Below are 15,939 nucleotides of genomic sequence, written 5' to 3'. Positions count from 1 at the left end.
CCACGACCACGGTGCCTCGCCGGCGAGCGACGGCGCCGCCGCCGGCATGCGCGGCGGCCTGGTGGAGTTTGCCACCCGCCGCCGCGTGACCATCGCCATGTGCACGGTCACGCTGCTGCTGTTCGGCCTGATCGCGCTGGGCAATCTCAAGGTCAACCTGCTGCCCGACCTGAGCTACCCGACGCTGACCGTGCGCACCGAATACACCGGTGCAGCGCCGACTGAAATCGAAACCCTGATCACCCAGCCGGTTGAAGAAGCGGTCGGCGTGGTCAAGAACCTGCGCAAGCTGAAGTCGGTCTCGCGCACCGGCCAGAGCGACGTGGTGCTGGAATTCGCCTGGGGCACCAACATGGACCAGGCCAGCCTGGAGGTGCGCGACAAGATGGAAGCGCTGAACCTGCCGCTGGAGGCCAAGGCCCCGGTGCTGCTGCGCTTCAATCCGTCAACCGAGCCGATCATGCGCCTGGTGCTGTCGAACAAGACGGCGCCGACCAGCGATGCCTATGCGGTGCGCGAGCTGACCGGCCTGCGCCGCTATGCCGATGAAGACCTCAAGAAGAAGCTGGAGCCGGTCACCGGTGTGGCGGCAGTGAAGGTGGGCGGCGGCCTGGAGGACGAGATCCAGGTCGACATCGACCAGCAGAAGCTTGCCCAGCTGAACCTGCCGATCGACACCGTCATCAAGCGCCTGAAGGACGAGAACATCAACATTTCCGGCGGCCGCCTGGAGGAGGGCTCGCAGCGCTTCCTGGTGCGTACCGTCAACCAGTTCGCCGACCTGGAGGAGATCCGCAACCTGCTGGTGACCACCCAGGCCGCCAATGGCAGCGCGGCGGACTCGGCGCTGCAGCAGATGTTCAACATCGCCGCGTCGACCGGTTCGGCGGCCGCCATCGCGGCGGCGTCGGCGGCACAGAGCGCATCGTCCGGCGGTGGCTCCAGCGTGGTTGCCAACGGCGTGCCGGTGCGCCTGAAGGACGTGGCCACCGTGCGCCAGGGCTACAAGGAGCGCGAAGCGATCATCCGCCTGGGCGGCAAGGAGTCGGTCGAGCTGGCCATCTACAAGGAAGGCGACGCCAACACCGTGTCCACCGCTGAAGCGCTGCGAAAGCGCCTGGAGCAGATCAAGGGCACGTTCCCGTCCGATGTCCAGCTGACCACCATCGAGGACCAGTCGCGCTTCATCGAGCACGCCATCGCCGACGTCAAGAAGGATGCCGTGATCGGCGGCCTGCTGGCGATCCTGATCATCTTCCTGTTCCTGCGCGATGGCTGGAGTACGTTCGTGATCAGCCTGTCGTTGCCGGTCTCGATCATCGCCACGTTCTTCTTCATGGGCCAGCTCGGCCTGAGCTTGAACGTGATGTCGCTGGGTGGCCTGGCATTGGCCACCGGCCTGGTGGTGGATGACTCGATCGTGGTGCTGGAGAGCATCGCCAAGGCCCGTGAGCGTGGCCTGGGCATCCTGCAGGCGGCGATCGCCGGCACCCGTGAAGTGAGCATGGCCGTGGTCGCCTCGACCCTGACCACCATCGCGGTGTTCCTGCCGCTGGTGTTCGTCGATGGCATCGCCGGGCAGCTGTTCCGCGACCAGGCGCTGACCGTGGCGATCGCCATCGCGATCTCGCTGCTGGTGTCGATGACCCTGATCCCGATGCTGAGCTCGCTGAAGGGGCGGCCGCCGCTGGCGTTCCCGGAAGAGGCGCCGAACGCAGCATGGCAGCCGCAGAAGCGTTGGCAGAAGCCGGTTGCACTGGGCCGCCGTGGCGTGCTCGCCAGCGTGCGCTGGAGCTTCTATGCGCTGGCCTGGCTCGTGGTGCGCCTGTGGCGCGGCGTGGTGGCGGTGGTCGGCCCGGTGATGCGCAAGGCCAGCGACCTGGCGATGAAGCCCTATGCAGGCGCCGAGCGAGGCTACCTGCGCCTGCTGCCGAGTGCGCTGGCGCATCCCGGCAAGGTGCTGGGCGTGGCAGCCATCATTTTCGTGGCGACCATGGCGCTGGTGCCGATGCTTGGCGCCGACCTGATCCCGCAGCTGGCGCAGGACCGTTTCGAAATGACGGTGAAGCTGCCGGCCGGCACGCCGCTCAAGCAGACCGATGCGCTGGTGCGCGAGCTGCAGCTGGCGCATGGCAAGGGCGAAGGCGTGGCCTCGCTGTATGGCGTCAGTGGCAGCGGCACCCGGCTGGATGCCAGCCCGACCGAAAGTGGCGAGAACATCGGCAAGCTGACTGTGGTGATGGAAGGTGGCGGCAATGCGCACACTGAAGCGGCGATCACCGAGCGCCTGCGCGGCACCATGAGCCAGCACCCGGGTGCCCAGGTCGACTTCGCGCGGCCGGCGTTGTTCAGCTTTTCCACGCCGCTGGAAATCGAACTGCGCGGGCAGGACATGGCGACCCTGGAAGTGGCCGGCCAGCGCCTGGCGGCGATGCTGCGCGGCAACGCCCACTACGCCGACGTGAAGTCGACGGTGGAAGAGGGCTTCCCGGAAATCCAGATCCGCTTCGACCAGGAGCGCGCCGGTGCACTGGGCCTGACCACCCGCCAGATCGCCGACGTGGTGGTGAAGAAGGTGCGTGGCGACGTCGCCACCCGCTACAGCTTCCGTGACCGCAAGATCGACGTGCTGGTGCGCGCCCAGGAAGGTGACCGCGCCAGCGTGGAGAGCATCCGCCGGCTGATCGTCAATCCGGGCAGCACCCGTCCGGTGACCCTGGACGCGGTGGCCGACGTGGTCGCCACCACCGGCCCCAGCGAGATCCATCGTGCCGACCAGACCCGGGTGGCGGTGGTGTCGGCCAACCTGCGCGACATCGACCTCGGCGCCGCCATGCGCGAAGTGCAGCAGATGGTGGCCGAGCAGCCGCTGGGCGCGGGTGTCGGCCTGCACATCGGTGGCCAGGGCGAGGAACTGGCGCAGGCGGCGAAGTCGCTGATCTTCGCCTTCGGCCTGGCGATCTTCCTGGTCTACCTGGTGATGGCCTCGCAGTTCGAATCCCTGCTGCACCCGTTCGTGATCCTGTTCACCATCCCGCTGGCGCTGGTCGGCGCGATCCTGGCGCTGATGCTGACCGGAAAGCCCATCTCGGTGGTGGTGTTCATCGGCCTGATCCTGCTGGTCGGCCTGGTCACCAAGAACGCGATCATCCTGATCGACAAGGTCAACCAGCTGCGCGAGGCCGGCGTGGCCAAGCATGAGGCGCTGGTGGAGGGTGCGCGTTCCCGCCTGCGCCCGATCATCATGACCACGCTGTGCACGCTGTTCGGCTTCCTGCCGCTGGCGGTGGCGATGGGCGAGGGCGCCGAAGTGCGTGCACCGATGGCGATCACCGTGATCGGTGGCCTGCTGGTGTCGACGCTGCTGACGCTGCTGGTGATCCCGGTGGTGTACGACCTGATGGATCGTCGCGGCGACGCCTACTACCGTGAGCGCGGCCGCAAGCACGCCGGTGAGGGCCTGCATGGCGACGAGGGCGGCACAGCGGGTGTGGAGGAACCGGCATGAGTGTTGCCGAGTTCTCCATCCGCCGTCCGGTCACCACCATCATGTGTTTCGTGTCGCTGGTGGTGATCGGCCTGATCGCTTCGTTCCGGCTGCCGTTGGAGGCGCTGCCGGACATCTCCGCGCCGTTCCTGTTCGTGCAGATTCCCTACACCGGCTCGACCCCGGAAGAAGTGGAACGGACCATCATCCGTCCAGTCGAGGAATCGCTGGCGACGATGACCGGCATCAAGCGCATGCGCTCGTCGGCCACCTCCGAGGCGGCGCTGATCTACATCGAGTTCAGCGACTGGGACCGCGACATCGCCATTGCCGCGTCGGACGCGCGCGAGCGTATCGACGCGATCCGCAGCGACCTGCCCGACGACCTGCAGCGCTACAACGTGTTCAAGTGGTCCAGCAGCGACCAGCCCGTGCTGAAGGTGCGGCTGGCCAGCACCACCGACCTGACCACCGCCTATGACATGCTCGATCGTGAGTTCAAGCGGCGCATCGAGCGTATTCCCGGTGTGGCCCGCGTCGATATCACCGGTGCGCCGCCGAACGAGGTGGAGATCGCCATCGATCCGAACCGGCTCAACGCGCATGGGTTGAGCATCAACGAGCTGAGCGAGCGCCTGCGCACGCTGAACTTCTCGATCTCGGCCGGGCAGATCGATGACAACGGCCAACGCGTGCGCGTGCAGCCGGTAGGCGAGATCACCGACCTTCAGGAGATGCGCGACCTGGTGATCAACGCCAAGGGCCTGCGCCTGGGCGACATCGCCGACGTGCGCCTGAAGCCGGCGCGGATGAACTACGGGCGCCGCCTGGACGGCAACCCGGCGGTGGGCCTGGACATCTTCAAGGAACGCAGCGCCAACCTGGTGGACGTTTCGCGTGCGGCACTGGCCGAGGTCGAGGCGATCCGCGCGCAGCCGTCGATGCGCGACGTGCAGATCAAGGTGATCGACAACCAGGGCAAGGCAGTGACGTCCTCGCTGCTGGAGCTGGCCGAGGCCGGCGCGGTCGGCCTGATCCTGTCGGTCACCGTGCTGTTCTTCTTCCTGCGCCATTGGCCGTCGACGCTGATGGTGACCCTGGCCATTCCGATCTGCTTCACCATCACCCTCGGCTTCATGTACTTCGTCGGGGTGACACTCAACATCCTGACCATGATGGGCCTGCTGCTGGCCGTCGGCATGCTGGTCGACAACGCGGTGGTGGTGGTGGAGAGCATCTACCAGGAGCGCGAGCGCATGCCGGGGCAGCCACGGCTGGCCTCGATCATCGGCACCCGCAACGTGGCCATCGCGCTCAGCGCCGGCACGCTGTGCCACTGCATCGTCTTCGTGCCGAACCTGTTCGGCGAGACCAACAACATCAGCATCTTCATGGCGCAGATCGCGATCACCATCTCGGTCTCGCTGCTGGCCTCGTGGCTGGTGGCGGTCAGCCTGATCCCGATGCTGTCCGCGCGCATGGCCACGCCCAAGCTGGTGCACTCGCAGACCGGCCTGATCGCGCGCCTGCAGCGACGCTATGCGCAGCTGCTGGACTGGTCACTGCATCACCGCGGTTGGAGCCTGCTCGGCATCCTGCTCGTGGTGCTGGTCAGCCTGGTGCCGATGAAGCTGACCAAGGTCGACATGTTCGGTGGTGAGGGGGGCAAGGACATCTTCATCGGCTACATGTGGAAGGGCGCCTACACCTACCGCCAGATGTCCGAGGAAGTGGCGCGGGTGGAGAACTGGATCGACCAGAACCGCGAACGCCTGCACGTGAAGCAGGTGTATTCCTGGTACAGCGAGCAGGAAGGCAGCTCCACGGTGGTCACCCTGGACGAAGAATACGCCAAGGACATCAAGTCGCTGCAGGAGGAACTGCGCAAGGGCCTGCCGAAGTCGGCACGCACCGATTACTTCGTCGGCAACCAGGGCGGCGATGGCGGTGGCGGCAGCAACCAGGGCGTGCAGGTGCAGCTGGTGGGTGATTCCAGCTCGATGCTGCAGGAGATCGGCCAGGAAGTGGTGCCGTTGCTGGCGCAGCGTGCCGAGCTGCGTGACGTGCGCATCGACAACGGCGAGAAGGGCGGCGAGCTGAAGGTGCGCGTCGACCGCGAGCGTGCCGCAGCGTTCGGCTTCAATGCCGAGCAGGTGGCCAGCTTCGTCGGCCTGGCGCTGCGCGGCGCGCCGATGCGCGAGTTCCGCCGCGGTGACAACGAAGTGCCGGTGTGGGTGCGCTTTGCCGGCGCCGAGCAGAGCAGCCCGGAAGACCTGGCCGGTTTCAGCGTGCGCACCGGCGATGGCCGCAGCGTGCCGCTGCTGAGCCTGGTCACCGTGGACGTTGGTTCGTCCGCCACCCAGATCGGCCGCACCAACCGCCAGACCACGTTGACCATCAAGGCCAACCTGGCCGAGAAGGTCACCGCGCCGGACGGGCGCAAGGCGATCGAAGCCGTGCTCAAGCCGATGAACTTCCCGGCCGGCTATGGCTTCACCTTCGACGGCGGCGACTACGGCAACGACGACGAGGCCATGCAGCAGATGGTGTTCAACCTGCTGATCGCACTGGTGATGATCTACGTGGTGATGGCGGCGGTGTTCGAGTCGCTGCTGTTCCCGGCGGCGATCATGAGCGGAGTGCTGTTCTCGATCTTCGGCGTGTTCTGGCTGTTCTGGATCACCGGCACCTCGTTCGGGATCATGTCCTTCATCGGCATCCTGGTGCTGATGGGCGTGGTGGTGAACAACGGCATCGTGATGATCGAGCACATCAACAACCTGCGGCGCAGCGGTATGGGCCGCACCCAGGCGCTGGTGGAAGGCTCACGCGAACGCCTGCGCCCGATCATGATGACCATGGGCACGGCGATCCTGGCGATGATCCCGATCTCGCTGACCGATACGCAGATGTTCGGCAATGGCCCGGAGTATTCGCCGATGGCGCGCGCGATTGCGGGCGGCCTGGCGTTCTCGACGGTGGTCAGCCTACTGTTCCTGCCGACGATCTATGCGGTGCTCGATGACCTGCGCAATGCCGTGACGCGGTTGATCCGCCGTGCACGCGGGCTGGAGAGGATGGAGCCGGGCGCTGCCCGGCTGTAATGCGCGCCAACGTGTTGTGGTGTGGGGGAGGCCGGTCGTAGTGGGGCGGTCTCCCCCTTTTTTTCTGCTCGCCGCGTCGCCGCGTCGCCGCGTCGCCGCGTCGCCCGAGCATGGGCTCGGGCGCTACAGATTCTGTGGCCGGTTGAGAGGCTTATCCCGCCACCTTGCCCCACACCTTGAAGGTGGTCAGCCACAGGCCGAGCATGCTGCCGATGTTGGTCAGCATGAAGGTCAGCACCACGCGGGTAACGCGATTGCGGTACCAGCCCTTCAGGCTCTGCGCATCGTCGCGCAGCTTCAGGAAGTCCTCGTAGGCCGGCTTGCGCAGGCGTGCTTCCACCAGCGCCGAGAATGCGCCGGTCGGGATGCTCAGGCGGAACGGCTTGAACGGGGCCACCGCGATCGCGGTGAGAATGCTCAGCGGGTGACCGCCTGCCAGCAGGCAGCCCAGGCCCGCCAGGCCGCCGGTATACATTGCCCAGGTCGCCAGCAGCTCGGTGCCCACGCCCAGGCCGCCGCGGTAGAAGCCCACACCGATGCCGGTCGCCACGATCGTCAGGATGCCGAGCGTGAACCACGGGATGTTGCGCTTCTTCGGCACCGCCTCCAGCTCGGCGCGCAGCGGCGCCGGTGCCTCGGTATCGGTTTCCAGGTAGCGCGCCAGCCCGGCCAGGTGACCGGCACCGACCACCGCCAGCACTTCACGCTGCTGCGGGGTGTGCTCCTCGCGCAGGCGCGTGGCCATGTAGCGGTCGCGCTCGCCGATGATGGTTTCGTACAGCGCCGGGCTCTCGCTGGCGAACTCACCGAAGCTCGATTCCAGCATGTCGCCCTGCTTGAGCTTTTCGATCTCGTTCTCGCCCACTTCCTCGGACGAGAACAGGCCGGCGCCCAGCCCGGCAACCAGCTTCAGCTTGCCGAAGAACCCAAGCCGCTGCGACGCCCGGCGGAAGGTCAGGCCGACCTCGCGGTCGATCAGGCGCACCGGCAGGTCGCGTTCGCGCGCCAGTTCCACCGCGCGTTTCAGTTCCGCGCCCGGCTCGATGTCGAGCTGTTCGGCCAGGCGGCGCTGGTAGGCGGACAGGGCCAGGTTGGCGGCGAACAGGGCGACGCGGCCCTTGCGGATCACCTCGACCAGGTCGAGCTTGGCCAGCGTGTCCGGGTCGCTCAGTGCCTGCAGGCGCTGCGGGTCCAGTTCAACGGCCACGGCGTCGAAGCGACCGCTGTCGATGGCTTTTTCCACGGCCTCGACGCTGGCGCGTGAGACATGGGCGGTGCCCAGCAGGGTGTAGCGGACGCCGTCGCGTTCGACGACGCGCACCGGCTGGCCGGCGAACAGGTCGTCACCGGTCTCGGGAAGGGTTTCGGTCATGGGTTCATTCATTGGAAGGTGCGGTGTCGGCGCCATCGCCGAGCGCGCGCTGCATCTGCACGGTGTCCAGCCAGCGGCCATGCTTGCGGCCGAGGCCACGGAACACGCCGACCAGCTCGAAGCCGAAGCGTTCGTGCAGCTTGATTGAAGCGGTATTGGTCGGTTCGCCGATCACCGCCACCATCTGCCGGTAGCCACGCGCCACGCAGGCGTCGATCAACGCCTGCAGCAGGCCGGTGCCGACGCCCTTGCCCTGAAACGCGGCATCGACGTAGACCGAGTTTTCCACGGTCCACTGGTAGGCAACGCGGGTGCGGTAGGTGTTGGCGTAGGCATAGCCGGCCACCTGGCCGTCAATCTCGGCGACCAGGTAGGGGAAGCCGCGGTCGATGATGTCGCGCATGCGGCGCAGCATCTCGGACGCGTCCGGGATGTCGTACTCGTAAGTGTTGACGAAGTCGGTCACTTCCACCGCGTAGATCGCGGTGATCGCGTCGATGTCGGCCGGGCCGGCATCACGGATGAGGACGGCCATGCGCGGGCTCCGGCTCAGTCGATGTAGCGCTTGAGCAGGTCGCCGTAGGCATCGATGCGGCGATCACGCAGGAACGGCCAGATGCGGCGCACGTGCTCGCTGCGCTGCAGGTCGACGTCGCACAGCAGCACGGTGGCCTCGGTGCCGGCCTCGGCCAGGAACTCGCCCTGCGGGCCGAGCACGTGGCTGTTGCCCCAGAACTGGATGCCCGACGCGCCCAGCGGCGAAGCCTCGTGGCCGACGCGGTTGCAGCTCAGCACCGGCAGGCCGTTGGCCACGGCATGGCCGCGATGGCTCAGCACCCAGGCGTCGCGCTGGCGGGTCTTCTCGTCCTGCACGTCGTCCGGATCCCAGCCGATCGCAGTCGGATACAGCAACAGCTCGGCGCCGGCCAGCGCCATCAGGCGCGCCGCTTCCGGGTACCACTGGTCCCAGCACACCAGCACGCCCAGGCGGCCCACCGAGGTATCGATCGGCGTGAAGCCGATGTCGCCCGGGGTGAAGTAGAACTTCTCGTAGAAGCCCGGGTCGTCCGGGATATGCATCTTGCGGTACTTGCCGAGCAGCGTACCGTCCTTCTCGAACACCACGGCGGTGTTGTGGTACAGCCCGGCAGCGCGGCGCTCGAACAGCGAGCCGACCAGCACCACGCCATGCTTCTTCGCCAGCGCGCCAAGGCGCTCGGTGCTCGGGCCCGGAATCGGCTCGGCCAGGTCGAACTCGTCCACCGATTCGTGCTGGCAGAAGTACGGGCCGTTATGCAGTTCCTGCAGCAGCACCAGCTTGGCACCCTGCGCAGCCGCCTCGGCCACGCGTGCTTCGATCACCGCCAGGTTGGCGGCGGCATCACCGTGGTTGCGCTCCTGGATCAGGGCGACGGTAAGGGGGCTGCGCGAGTTCATGCGGGGCGTTCCTGCGGGGGAAAACCAGCATGTTAGCGCGGATGGGCGGCGACGGCGTGTCGCGCGCTGAATGGCGCAGCGGGTAGTGCCGGCCGCTGGCCGGCAATCCCGTGGATCCATCAGGCATTGCAGGGTTGCCGGCCAGCGGCCGGCACGACCGTTACGCCTTCAACAGCCCAGCCGGCAGCTGCATGGTGATGCAGTGCAGGCTGCCGTTCTGCCAGATCAGCGAGCGGCAGGGCACCTGCACGATCTCTCGGCCCGGGTGCGCCTGTGCCAGCACGTCGCGGGCCAGGTCATCGGCCGGGTCGCCATAGGCCGGCATCAGCACCGCGCCATTGACGATCAGGTAGTTGGCGTACGAGGCAGCCAGGCGACGGCCTTCGTCGATCACCGGCCGGGCCCACGGCAGCGGGAACAGGCGGTACGGCTGGCCATCCCTGGTGCGTAGCGCGGCCAGCTCATTGCCCATCGCCTGCAGTTCGGCGTAATGCGAGTCGCTCTCGTCGTCGCAGGCCTGGTAGACGATGCTGTCAGCGGAGGCGAAGCGGGCGAGGGTATCGATGTGCGCGTCGGTGTCGTCGCCTTCCAGGTAGCCGTGGTCCAGCCACAGCACGCGGTCCTGCTGCAGCCAGTCGGCCAGGTCGGCGCTCAGGCTGGCGCGGTCGCGGTCCGGGTGGCGCTCGTGCAGGCACTTCCAGGTGGTCAGCAGGGTGCCTTCACCGTCGGTCTCGATGCCGCCGCCTTCCAGCGCGAACGGAATGCTGCGGACCGGCGCATCGTTGAATACGCCGGCCTGGTCGAGCACGCCCACCAGCTGGTCATCCAGGGTGGCGTCGAACTTGCCGCCCCAGCCGGTGAAGCGGAAATCCAGCAGCTGGAAGCCGCCGTCGGCACGGCGCAGGGTGATCGGGCCGGAGTCGCGCAGCCAGGTATCGTCGTAGGCCGCCGTGGTGAAGTGGACCTTGTCCATGTCGATGCGGTTGGAGCGCAGTCGCATCTCGGCGTAGGTCTCCACATCGTCGTCGGCCACGCAGATCAGCACCGGCTGGAAGCGGGTGATGGCCGCGACCAGGGCGATGTAGGTCTCTTCCACCTGGCCCAGGCGGTCAGCCCAGTCGGTATCGGCGGTGGGCCAGGCAATCAGGACGCCGCTCTGGGCTTCCCACTCGGCAGGAAAACGAAGGGTCTGGTTCATGGTCTCGCTACACAGGCCCGCCCACGGCGGGTAATGGGATCAACGGATCGGCGGTTTCGGGCCGATTTCGTTCGGGTCCGCCTGGTTGGCCACCACGTCGATCACCTTCTGCTTCTCGAAGTAGACGGTGAACTGCGGGTACACCCAGCGGTTGATGGTCGGCCATTGCCGTTTCTGCCCGCCACGCGGCTGCAGCTGCTCGCTGGGCGCGCCGAACTGCGCCTGCACCTGCTGCATGCTCTGGCCGCGCACGGGCAGGGCACCGGCCGGCTTCTCGCGGGCGCGGTCGACAAGCAGGGTATCGGCCAGTGCCGGTGTGGCGGCGGCCAGGGTGGCCATCACGGCCAGGGCGGACAGGTAACGCTTCATCTCGATCTACTCCCCAGTGGTCAAGAAAGGCGATTACAGCAAAAACGGCAGGAAAAAGCCGCATAAACAAAAAACCGCCCGAAGGCGGTTTCTTGCATCGGGTCGGCCCCGCTTAGGGCCAGCCGCAGCCGTAAGGCTGTGAGGCTTAGCGCTGACGCGCCTTGAAACGCGGGTTCGACTTGCAGATGACGAAGATCTTGCCACGACGACGCACGACCTTGCAGTCACGGTGACGGGCCTTCGCCGACTTCAGGGAGGACAGGACTTTCATGGCATACCTCGGCGTAAACAGTAGTTGTTCGGGTGGAGCGTGGCCGCGATATGCGAAAGACAATCGGCAGTTGACGCTCGTTCAAGCCCGCCATTCTACCGGGCTTTTCCTCGTGGTTTCAAGTGGTTGCACAAAAGATCCCGCTGGGGGCGTCTGGCAGGGGCTAGAATGGCCTCTTCACACGCTCTGGGACCCCCATGAATCCACTCGCTCCCGTCCTGACCATCGACGGCCCATCCGGGGCCGGCAAGGGTACCATCAGCCGCATCATCGCGCGCCGGATGGGCTGGCATTACCTGGATTCGGGCGCGCTGTACCGGGCGGTGGGCGTGGCCGCAAGCTGGGCCGACATCGATACCTCCGACGCCTCGGCGCTGGTGCGTTGCACCTTCGACACCCACGTTCAGTTTGTCGAGCAGGGCGATGCCATGCGGGTCATGGTCAACGGCACCGATGCCACCGACGAGCTGCGCCTGGAGACCACCGGTGCGCTGGCCTCGGCCATTGCCGCCATTCCCGAGGTCCGCGCTGCCCTGAAGGAGCGCCAGCGCGCATTCAGGGAGCTGCCGGGCCTGGTCGCCGACGGCCGCGACATGGGCACGGTGATCTTCCCGGACGCCTCCTACAAGGTCTTCCTGACCGCCAGTGCCGAGGAGCGCGCCGAGCGCCGGCATAAGCAGTTGAAGGACAAGGGGGTTTCTGTTAACTTTGATGACCTCCTGCGCGAGATCATGGCCCGCGACGCCCGTGATGCCCAGCGTACCGTGGCGCCCCTGAAGCCGGCAGACGATGCTGTCCTCATCGACACCACAGGCATCGGCATCGATGATGTCGTTGCCAGAGTGATGGATCTGCTTCCGGTTCCGGCTGCCTGATCCGTTCGCGCGGGAGCGCTGCCAGCAGCATCGGCGGCGGTCGCGCATAGCAGTGCTGTACCAGCTCCGCCGCGCAATGATGCGTGGCGGTTTTCCTACTACACACGACCTGCGTTTCCGGGGTCGACCAACAGGCGGGCGGTCGCCATTCCCCTGAAGGGGACGCCACCGACCCATGTGTCCAACAGAGTAAATCTAATGACCGAATCATTTGCCGAACTGTTTGAAGCCAGCCAGGCCAATCTGGCCAAGCTGAAGCCGGGCGCCATCGTCAGCGGTACCGTTGTTGAAGTCCGCGGCGACGTCGTGGTGATCAACGCTGGCCTGAAGTCCGAAGGCATCGTGCCGATCGAACAGTTCCGTAACGACGCTGGCGAAATCGACGTCGCCGAAGGCGACATCGTCAAGGTCGCCCTCGACTCGATCGAGAACGGCTTCGGCGAAACCGTCCTGTCGCGCGAGAAGGCCAAGCGCGCGATGGTGTGGGACGAGCTGGAAGAAGCGTTGGAAAAGAACGAAACCATCACCGGCCGCATCAGCGGCAAGGTCAAGGGTGGTTTCACCGTGGACATCAAGGATGTCCGCGCCTTCCTGCCGGGTTCCCTGGTCGATGTGCGCCCGGTGCGCGATCCGGCCTACCTGGAAGGCAAGGAACTCGAGTTCAAGCTCATCAAGCTGGACCGCAAGCGTAACAACGTCGTGGTCTCGCGCCGCGCTGTCGTCGAAAGCGAGCACTCGGAAGAGCGCGAGCAGCTGATGGACAAGCTGCAGGAAGGCGCGATCCTGAAGGGTGTCGTCAAGAACCTGACCGATTACGGCGCGTTCGTGGACCTGGGCGGTATCGACGGCCTGCTGCACATCACCGACATGGCGTGGAAGCGCGTGCGTCACCCGTCGGAAGTCGTGAACGTCGGCGACGAGCTGGACGTCCGCGTGCTGAAGTTCGACCGCGAGCGCAACCGCGTTTCGCTGGGCCTGAAGCAGCTGGGCGAGGATCCGTGGGACAACATCGGCCGTCGTTACCCGGCCAACAGCCGCGTCTTCGGCAAGGTCTCCAACGTCACCGATTACGGTGCGTTCGTTGAGATCGAGCCGGGCGTCGAAGGCCTGGTGCACGTCTCGGAGATGGATTGGACCAACAAGAACGTCAACCCGTCCAAGGTTGTCCAGGTTGGTGATGAAGTCGAAGTGATGGTGCTGGACGTCGATGAAGAGCGTCGCCGTATCTCGCTGGGCATGAAGCAGGTTGCCGCCAATCCGTGGGAAACCTTCGCTGCCACCCACAAGAAGGGTGACAAGGTGTCGGGCCAGATCAAGTCGATCACCGACTTCGGCATCTTCATCGGCCTGGACGGCGGCATCGACGGCCTGGTCCACCTGTCCGACATCAGCTGGAACACCACCGGCGAAGACGTCGTTCGCAACTTCAAGAAGGGCGATACCCTGGACGCCGTCGTCCTGGCTGTCGATCCGGAGCGCGAGCGCATCTCCCTGGGCGTGAAGCAGCTGGAGCAGGATCCGTTCGGCCAGTACATGGCTGCCAATCCGAAGGGCTCCAAGGTTGAAGGCGTGGTGAAGGAAGTCGACGCCAAGGGCGCGATCATCGAGCTGGCTGACGGCATCGAAGGTTACGTCTCGGCCCGCGACATCGCCAACGAGCGCGTTGACGACGCCACCCAGCACCTGAAGGTCGGCGACAAGGTCGAAGCCAAGTTCGTGGGCATGGACCGCAAGGGCCGTACCCTGCAGCTGTCGATCAAGGCCAAGGACGACGCGGAAATGCGCGAAGTGCTGGAGGAATACCAGTCCTCTTCGGCTTCCAGCGGCACCACCCAGCTGGGCGCGCTGCTGCGTGCACAGCTGAACGGCAACAAGTCCGAGTAATCGGCCTTACGCTGTTCGTTGTTTCCTGGACGGCCCGGGCATTGCCCGGGCCGTTTCAGGCTGAGATGCCCCTGATGTGAGCCGGTAATGACCAAATCCGAACTGATCGAAATCCTTGCGCGCCGCCAGGCGCACCTGAAGGCCGATGATGTCGATCTGGCGGTGAAGTCGTTGCTGGAAATGATGGGCGGATCGCTGTCCGCCGGGGATCGCATCGAAATCCGTGGATTTGGCAGCTTCTCGCTGCACTATCGTCCGCCGCGCCTGGGTCGCAACCCGAAGACCGGCGAATCGGTTGCCCTGCCGGGCAAGCATGTCCCCCATTTCAAGCCGGGCAAGGAACTGCGCGAGCGGGTCAGCAGTGTGCTGCCGCTGGACGCCGATCCGGCCTGAGCCTTCCGTCGCGCCACCGCGTGCGAATCCAGCCGCGAGTCGGATAAGCTACGGACTCCTGCCACTGGAGCTGTCGCATGAAGGTTTTTCGTCTGCTGGTCCTGCTGGCGGTACTCATTCTTGGGTTGATCATCGGTGCCATGAACATGGACGAGATGACCATCAACCTGCTGTTCACCCAGCTTAAGACCTCGGTCGGCGTGGCCATCATTGCCGCGTTGCTGATCGGCGTCATCGTTGGCGCTGGCCTGGTGCTGGTGAGCGTGGTCATTCCGCTCTACAGCCAGCTGCGCCGCGCCAACAAGTCCGCTGCCGCCACGCCGGCACCGGTTGCTTCCCCTCAATCTTTTGATGGACGCTGATCGAAGATGGATTTCGTCACCGAGTGGTTCTGGTTCTTCCTGTTCGTTCCGCTGGCCGCCCTGGCTGGGTGGGTGATCGGGCGGCGCGGTGGTCAACGCCACGGTGACAGCCAGGTCAGCCGCCTGTCGAGCACCTATTTCCGTGGCCTGAACTACCTGCTCAACGAGCAGCCGGACAAGGCCATCGAGCTGTTCCTGCACATCGCCGAGCTGGACAAGGAAACCTTCGAGACCCAGGTCGCGCTGGGCCACCTGTTCCGCCGCCGCGGCGAAGTCGACCGCGCCATCCGCCTGCACCAGGGCCTGGTCAACCGCCACGACCTCAGTGATGCACAGCGCGTGCAGGCCCTGCTGGCGCTGGGCGAGGACTACATGAAGTCCGGCCTGCTGGACCGTGCCGAGACCGTGTTCACCGAGCTGGCGCAGCTGGATCAGCGCGCACCGCAGGCGCTCAAGCACCTGATCGGCATCTACCAGGCCGAGCGCGACTGGGAAAAGGCGATCGACAACGCGACCCGTTTCGAGGACGTCACCGGCGAGCCGATGGGCAAGCTGATCGGACAGTTCGAATGCGAACTGGCCGAACGTTTCCGTGGCGCCGGCAAGCTGGAAGAGGCGAGGGCAGCGATCGCCCGCGCCTACCAGGCCGACGCGATGTCGGTGCGCGCCGGCATCATCGAGGGCCGGCTGGAAACCGACGCGGGCAATCCAGAGGCCGCCGTGCGCGCCTTCGAGCGCGCCGCGCGCAACGACCCCGAATACCTGCCGGAACTGCTGCCGGCACTGATGCAGAACTATCGCAGGGTCGGCGATCTGGCAGGTGCACGCGCGTTCCTGTCGGAGATGACCGAGCACTACCGCGGCATCGCCCCGGTATTGGCGCTGACCCGGTTGATGGAAGAGCAGGAAGGTGTGGCGCCGGCCCGTGCCTACCTCGGTCGCCAGCTCAAGGATCGCCCGTCGGTACGTGGCGAATCCGCGCTGATCGATCTGACCCTCGCCGAGGGAGCCGATTCCACCGCCACCCTGCATGACCTCAAGCACATCACCGACCAGCTGCTGGTGCGCAACCCGGCCTATCGCTGCACGCGCTGCGGCTTCGGTGCGCGTACCCACCACTGGCAGTGCCCGAGCTGCAAGGAGTGGGGGACGGTCAAGCCGCTGCTGAACTACGCGGTGCTCTGATC

At 66.0% G+C, this 15,939-nt stretch carries 12 protein-coding genes and 1 pseudogene; 7 read left to right on the top strand and 6 right to left on the bottom strand.

Annotated features, from left to right (window positions below):
- Positions 1-52: 52 nt before the first annotated feature.
- Both J3A72_RS15385 and J3A72_RS15380 read left to right on the top strand, forming a co-directional pair.
- Positions 53-3,508, top strand: a pseudogene (locus J3A72_RS15385) (efflux RND transporter permease subunit); the annotation flags it as partial.
- The gene (locus J3A72_RS15380; RefSeq protein ID WP_032960741.1) at positions 3,505-6,591 is read left to right on the top strand and encodes an efflux RND transporter permease subunit; all 3,087 of its coding nucleotides are present in this window, start codon (positions 3,505-3,507) and stop codon (positions 6,589-6,591) included. The pseudogene J3A72_RS15385 and the gene J3A72_RS15380, both read left to right, overlap by 4 nt.
- Positions 6,592-6,742: 151 nt before the next feature.
- Here J3A72_RS15380 and J3A72_RS15375 read toward each other — a convergent pair whose 3' ends face one another.
- The 6 genes from J3A72_RS15375 to ykgO form a co-directional block, all read right to left on the bottom strand.
- Positions 6,743-7,975: a TraB/GumN family protein gene (locus J3A72_RS15375; protein ID WP_075076758.1), complete on the bottom strand. Its 1,233-nt coding sequence runs from the start codon at positions 7,973-7,975 to the stop codon at positions 6,743-6,745.
- Positions 7,968-8,498 carry a GNAT family N-acetyltransferase gene (locus J3A72_RS15370; protein WP_014646846.1) on the bottom strand — a complete coding sequence of 177 codons (531 nt, stop codon included), beginning with the start codon at positions 8,496-8,498 and terminating at the stop codon, positions 7,968-7,970. Before J3A72_RS15370 ends, J3A72_RS15375 begins: the two co-directional genes overlap by 8 nt.
- 14 nt (positions 8,499-8,512) lie before the next feature.
- A complete protein-coding gene (locus J3A72_RS15365) occupies positions 8,513-9,400 on the bottom strand; it encodes a carbon-nitrogen hydrolase (RefSeq protein ID WP_008267821.1) in 888 nt (295 codons plus the stop codon).
- A 160-nt stretch (positions 9,401-9,560) separates the two neighbouring features.
- Positions 9,561-10,598: an agmatine deiminase family protein gene (locus tag J3A72_RS15360; RefSeq protein WP_014646848.1), complete on the bottom strand. Its 1,038-nt coding sequence runs from the start codon at positions 10,596-10,598 to the stop codon at positions 9,561-9,563.
- Between the two features lie 39 nt (positions 10,599-10,637).
- Positions 10,638-10,967, bottom strand: coding sequence for a hypothetical protein (locus tag J3A72_RS15355; protein ID WP_005416228.1), 330 nt, complete (start codon positions 10,965-10,967; stop codon positions 10,638-10,640).
- Positions 10,968-11,112: 145 nt separating this feature from the next.
- Positions 11,113-11,238: a type B 50S ribosomal protein L36 gene (ykgO, locus tag J3A72_RS15350; protein ID WP_005409283.1), complete on the bottom strand. Its 126-nt coding sequence runs from the start codon at positions 11,236-11,238 to the stop codon at positions 11,113-11,115.
- Between the two features lie 197 nt (positions 11,239-11,435).
- Here ykgO and cmk point away from each other — a divergent pair, with 197 nt between their 5' ends.
- The 5 genes from cmk (at position 11,436) to lapB (ending at position 15,937) form a co-directional block, all read left to right on the top strand.
- On the top strand, positions 11,436-12,113 hold the full coding sequence (gene cmk, locus J3A72_RS15345; protein WP_014036894.1) for a (d)CMP kinase: 678 nt from the start codon (positions 11,436-11,438) through the stop codon (positions 12,111-12,113).
- 198 nt (positions 12,114-12,311) lie between these two features.
- Positions 12,312-13,997, top strand: a complete 1,686-nt coding sequence (rpsA, locus tag J3A72_RS15340) for a 30S ribosomal protein S1 (RefSeq protein WP_005416230.1) — start codon at positions 12,312-12,314, stop codon at positions 13,995-13,997.
- 87 nt (positions 13,998-14,084) lie between these two features.
- On the top strand, positions 14,085-14,390 hold the full coding sequence (locus J3A72_RS15335; RefSeq protein ID WP_005409286.1) for an integration host factor subunit beta: 306 nt from the start codon (positions 14,085-14,087) through the stop codon (positions 14,388-14,390).
- Positions 14,391-14,467: 77 nt separating this feature from the next.
- Positions 14,468-14,752, top strand: coding sequence for a LapA family protein (locus J3A72_RS15330; RefSeq protein ID WP_014646849.1), 285 nt, complete (start codon positions 14,468-14,470; stop codon positions 14,750-14,752).
- 6 nt (positions 14,753-14,758) lie between these two features.
- Positions 14,759-15,937, top strand: a complete 1,179-nt coding sequence (lapB, locus tag J3A72_RS15325; protein WP_014646850.1) for a lipopolysaccharide assembly protein LapB — start codon at positions 14,759-14,761, stop codon at positions 15,935-15,937.
- The last annotated feature ends 2 nt before the right edge of the window (positions 15,938-15,939 follow it).

The sequence above is a fragment of the Stenotrophomonas sp. PvP093 genome, from assembly GCF_017876915.1.
Taxonomy (GTDB): Bacteria; Pseudomonadota; Gammaproteobacteria; order Xanthomonadales; family Xanthomonadaceae; genus Stenotrophomonas; species Stenotrophomonas muris.
This window is presented reverse-complemented; position numbering and strand designations above follow the sequence as displayed.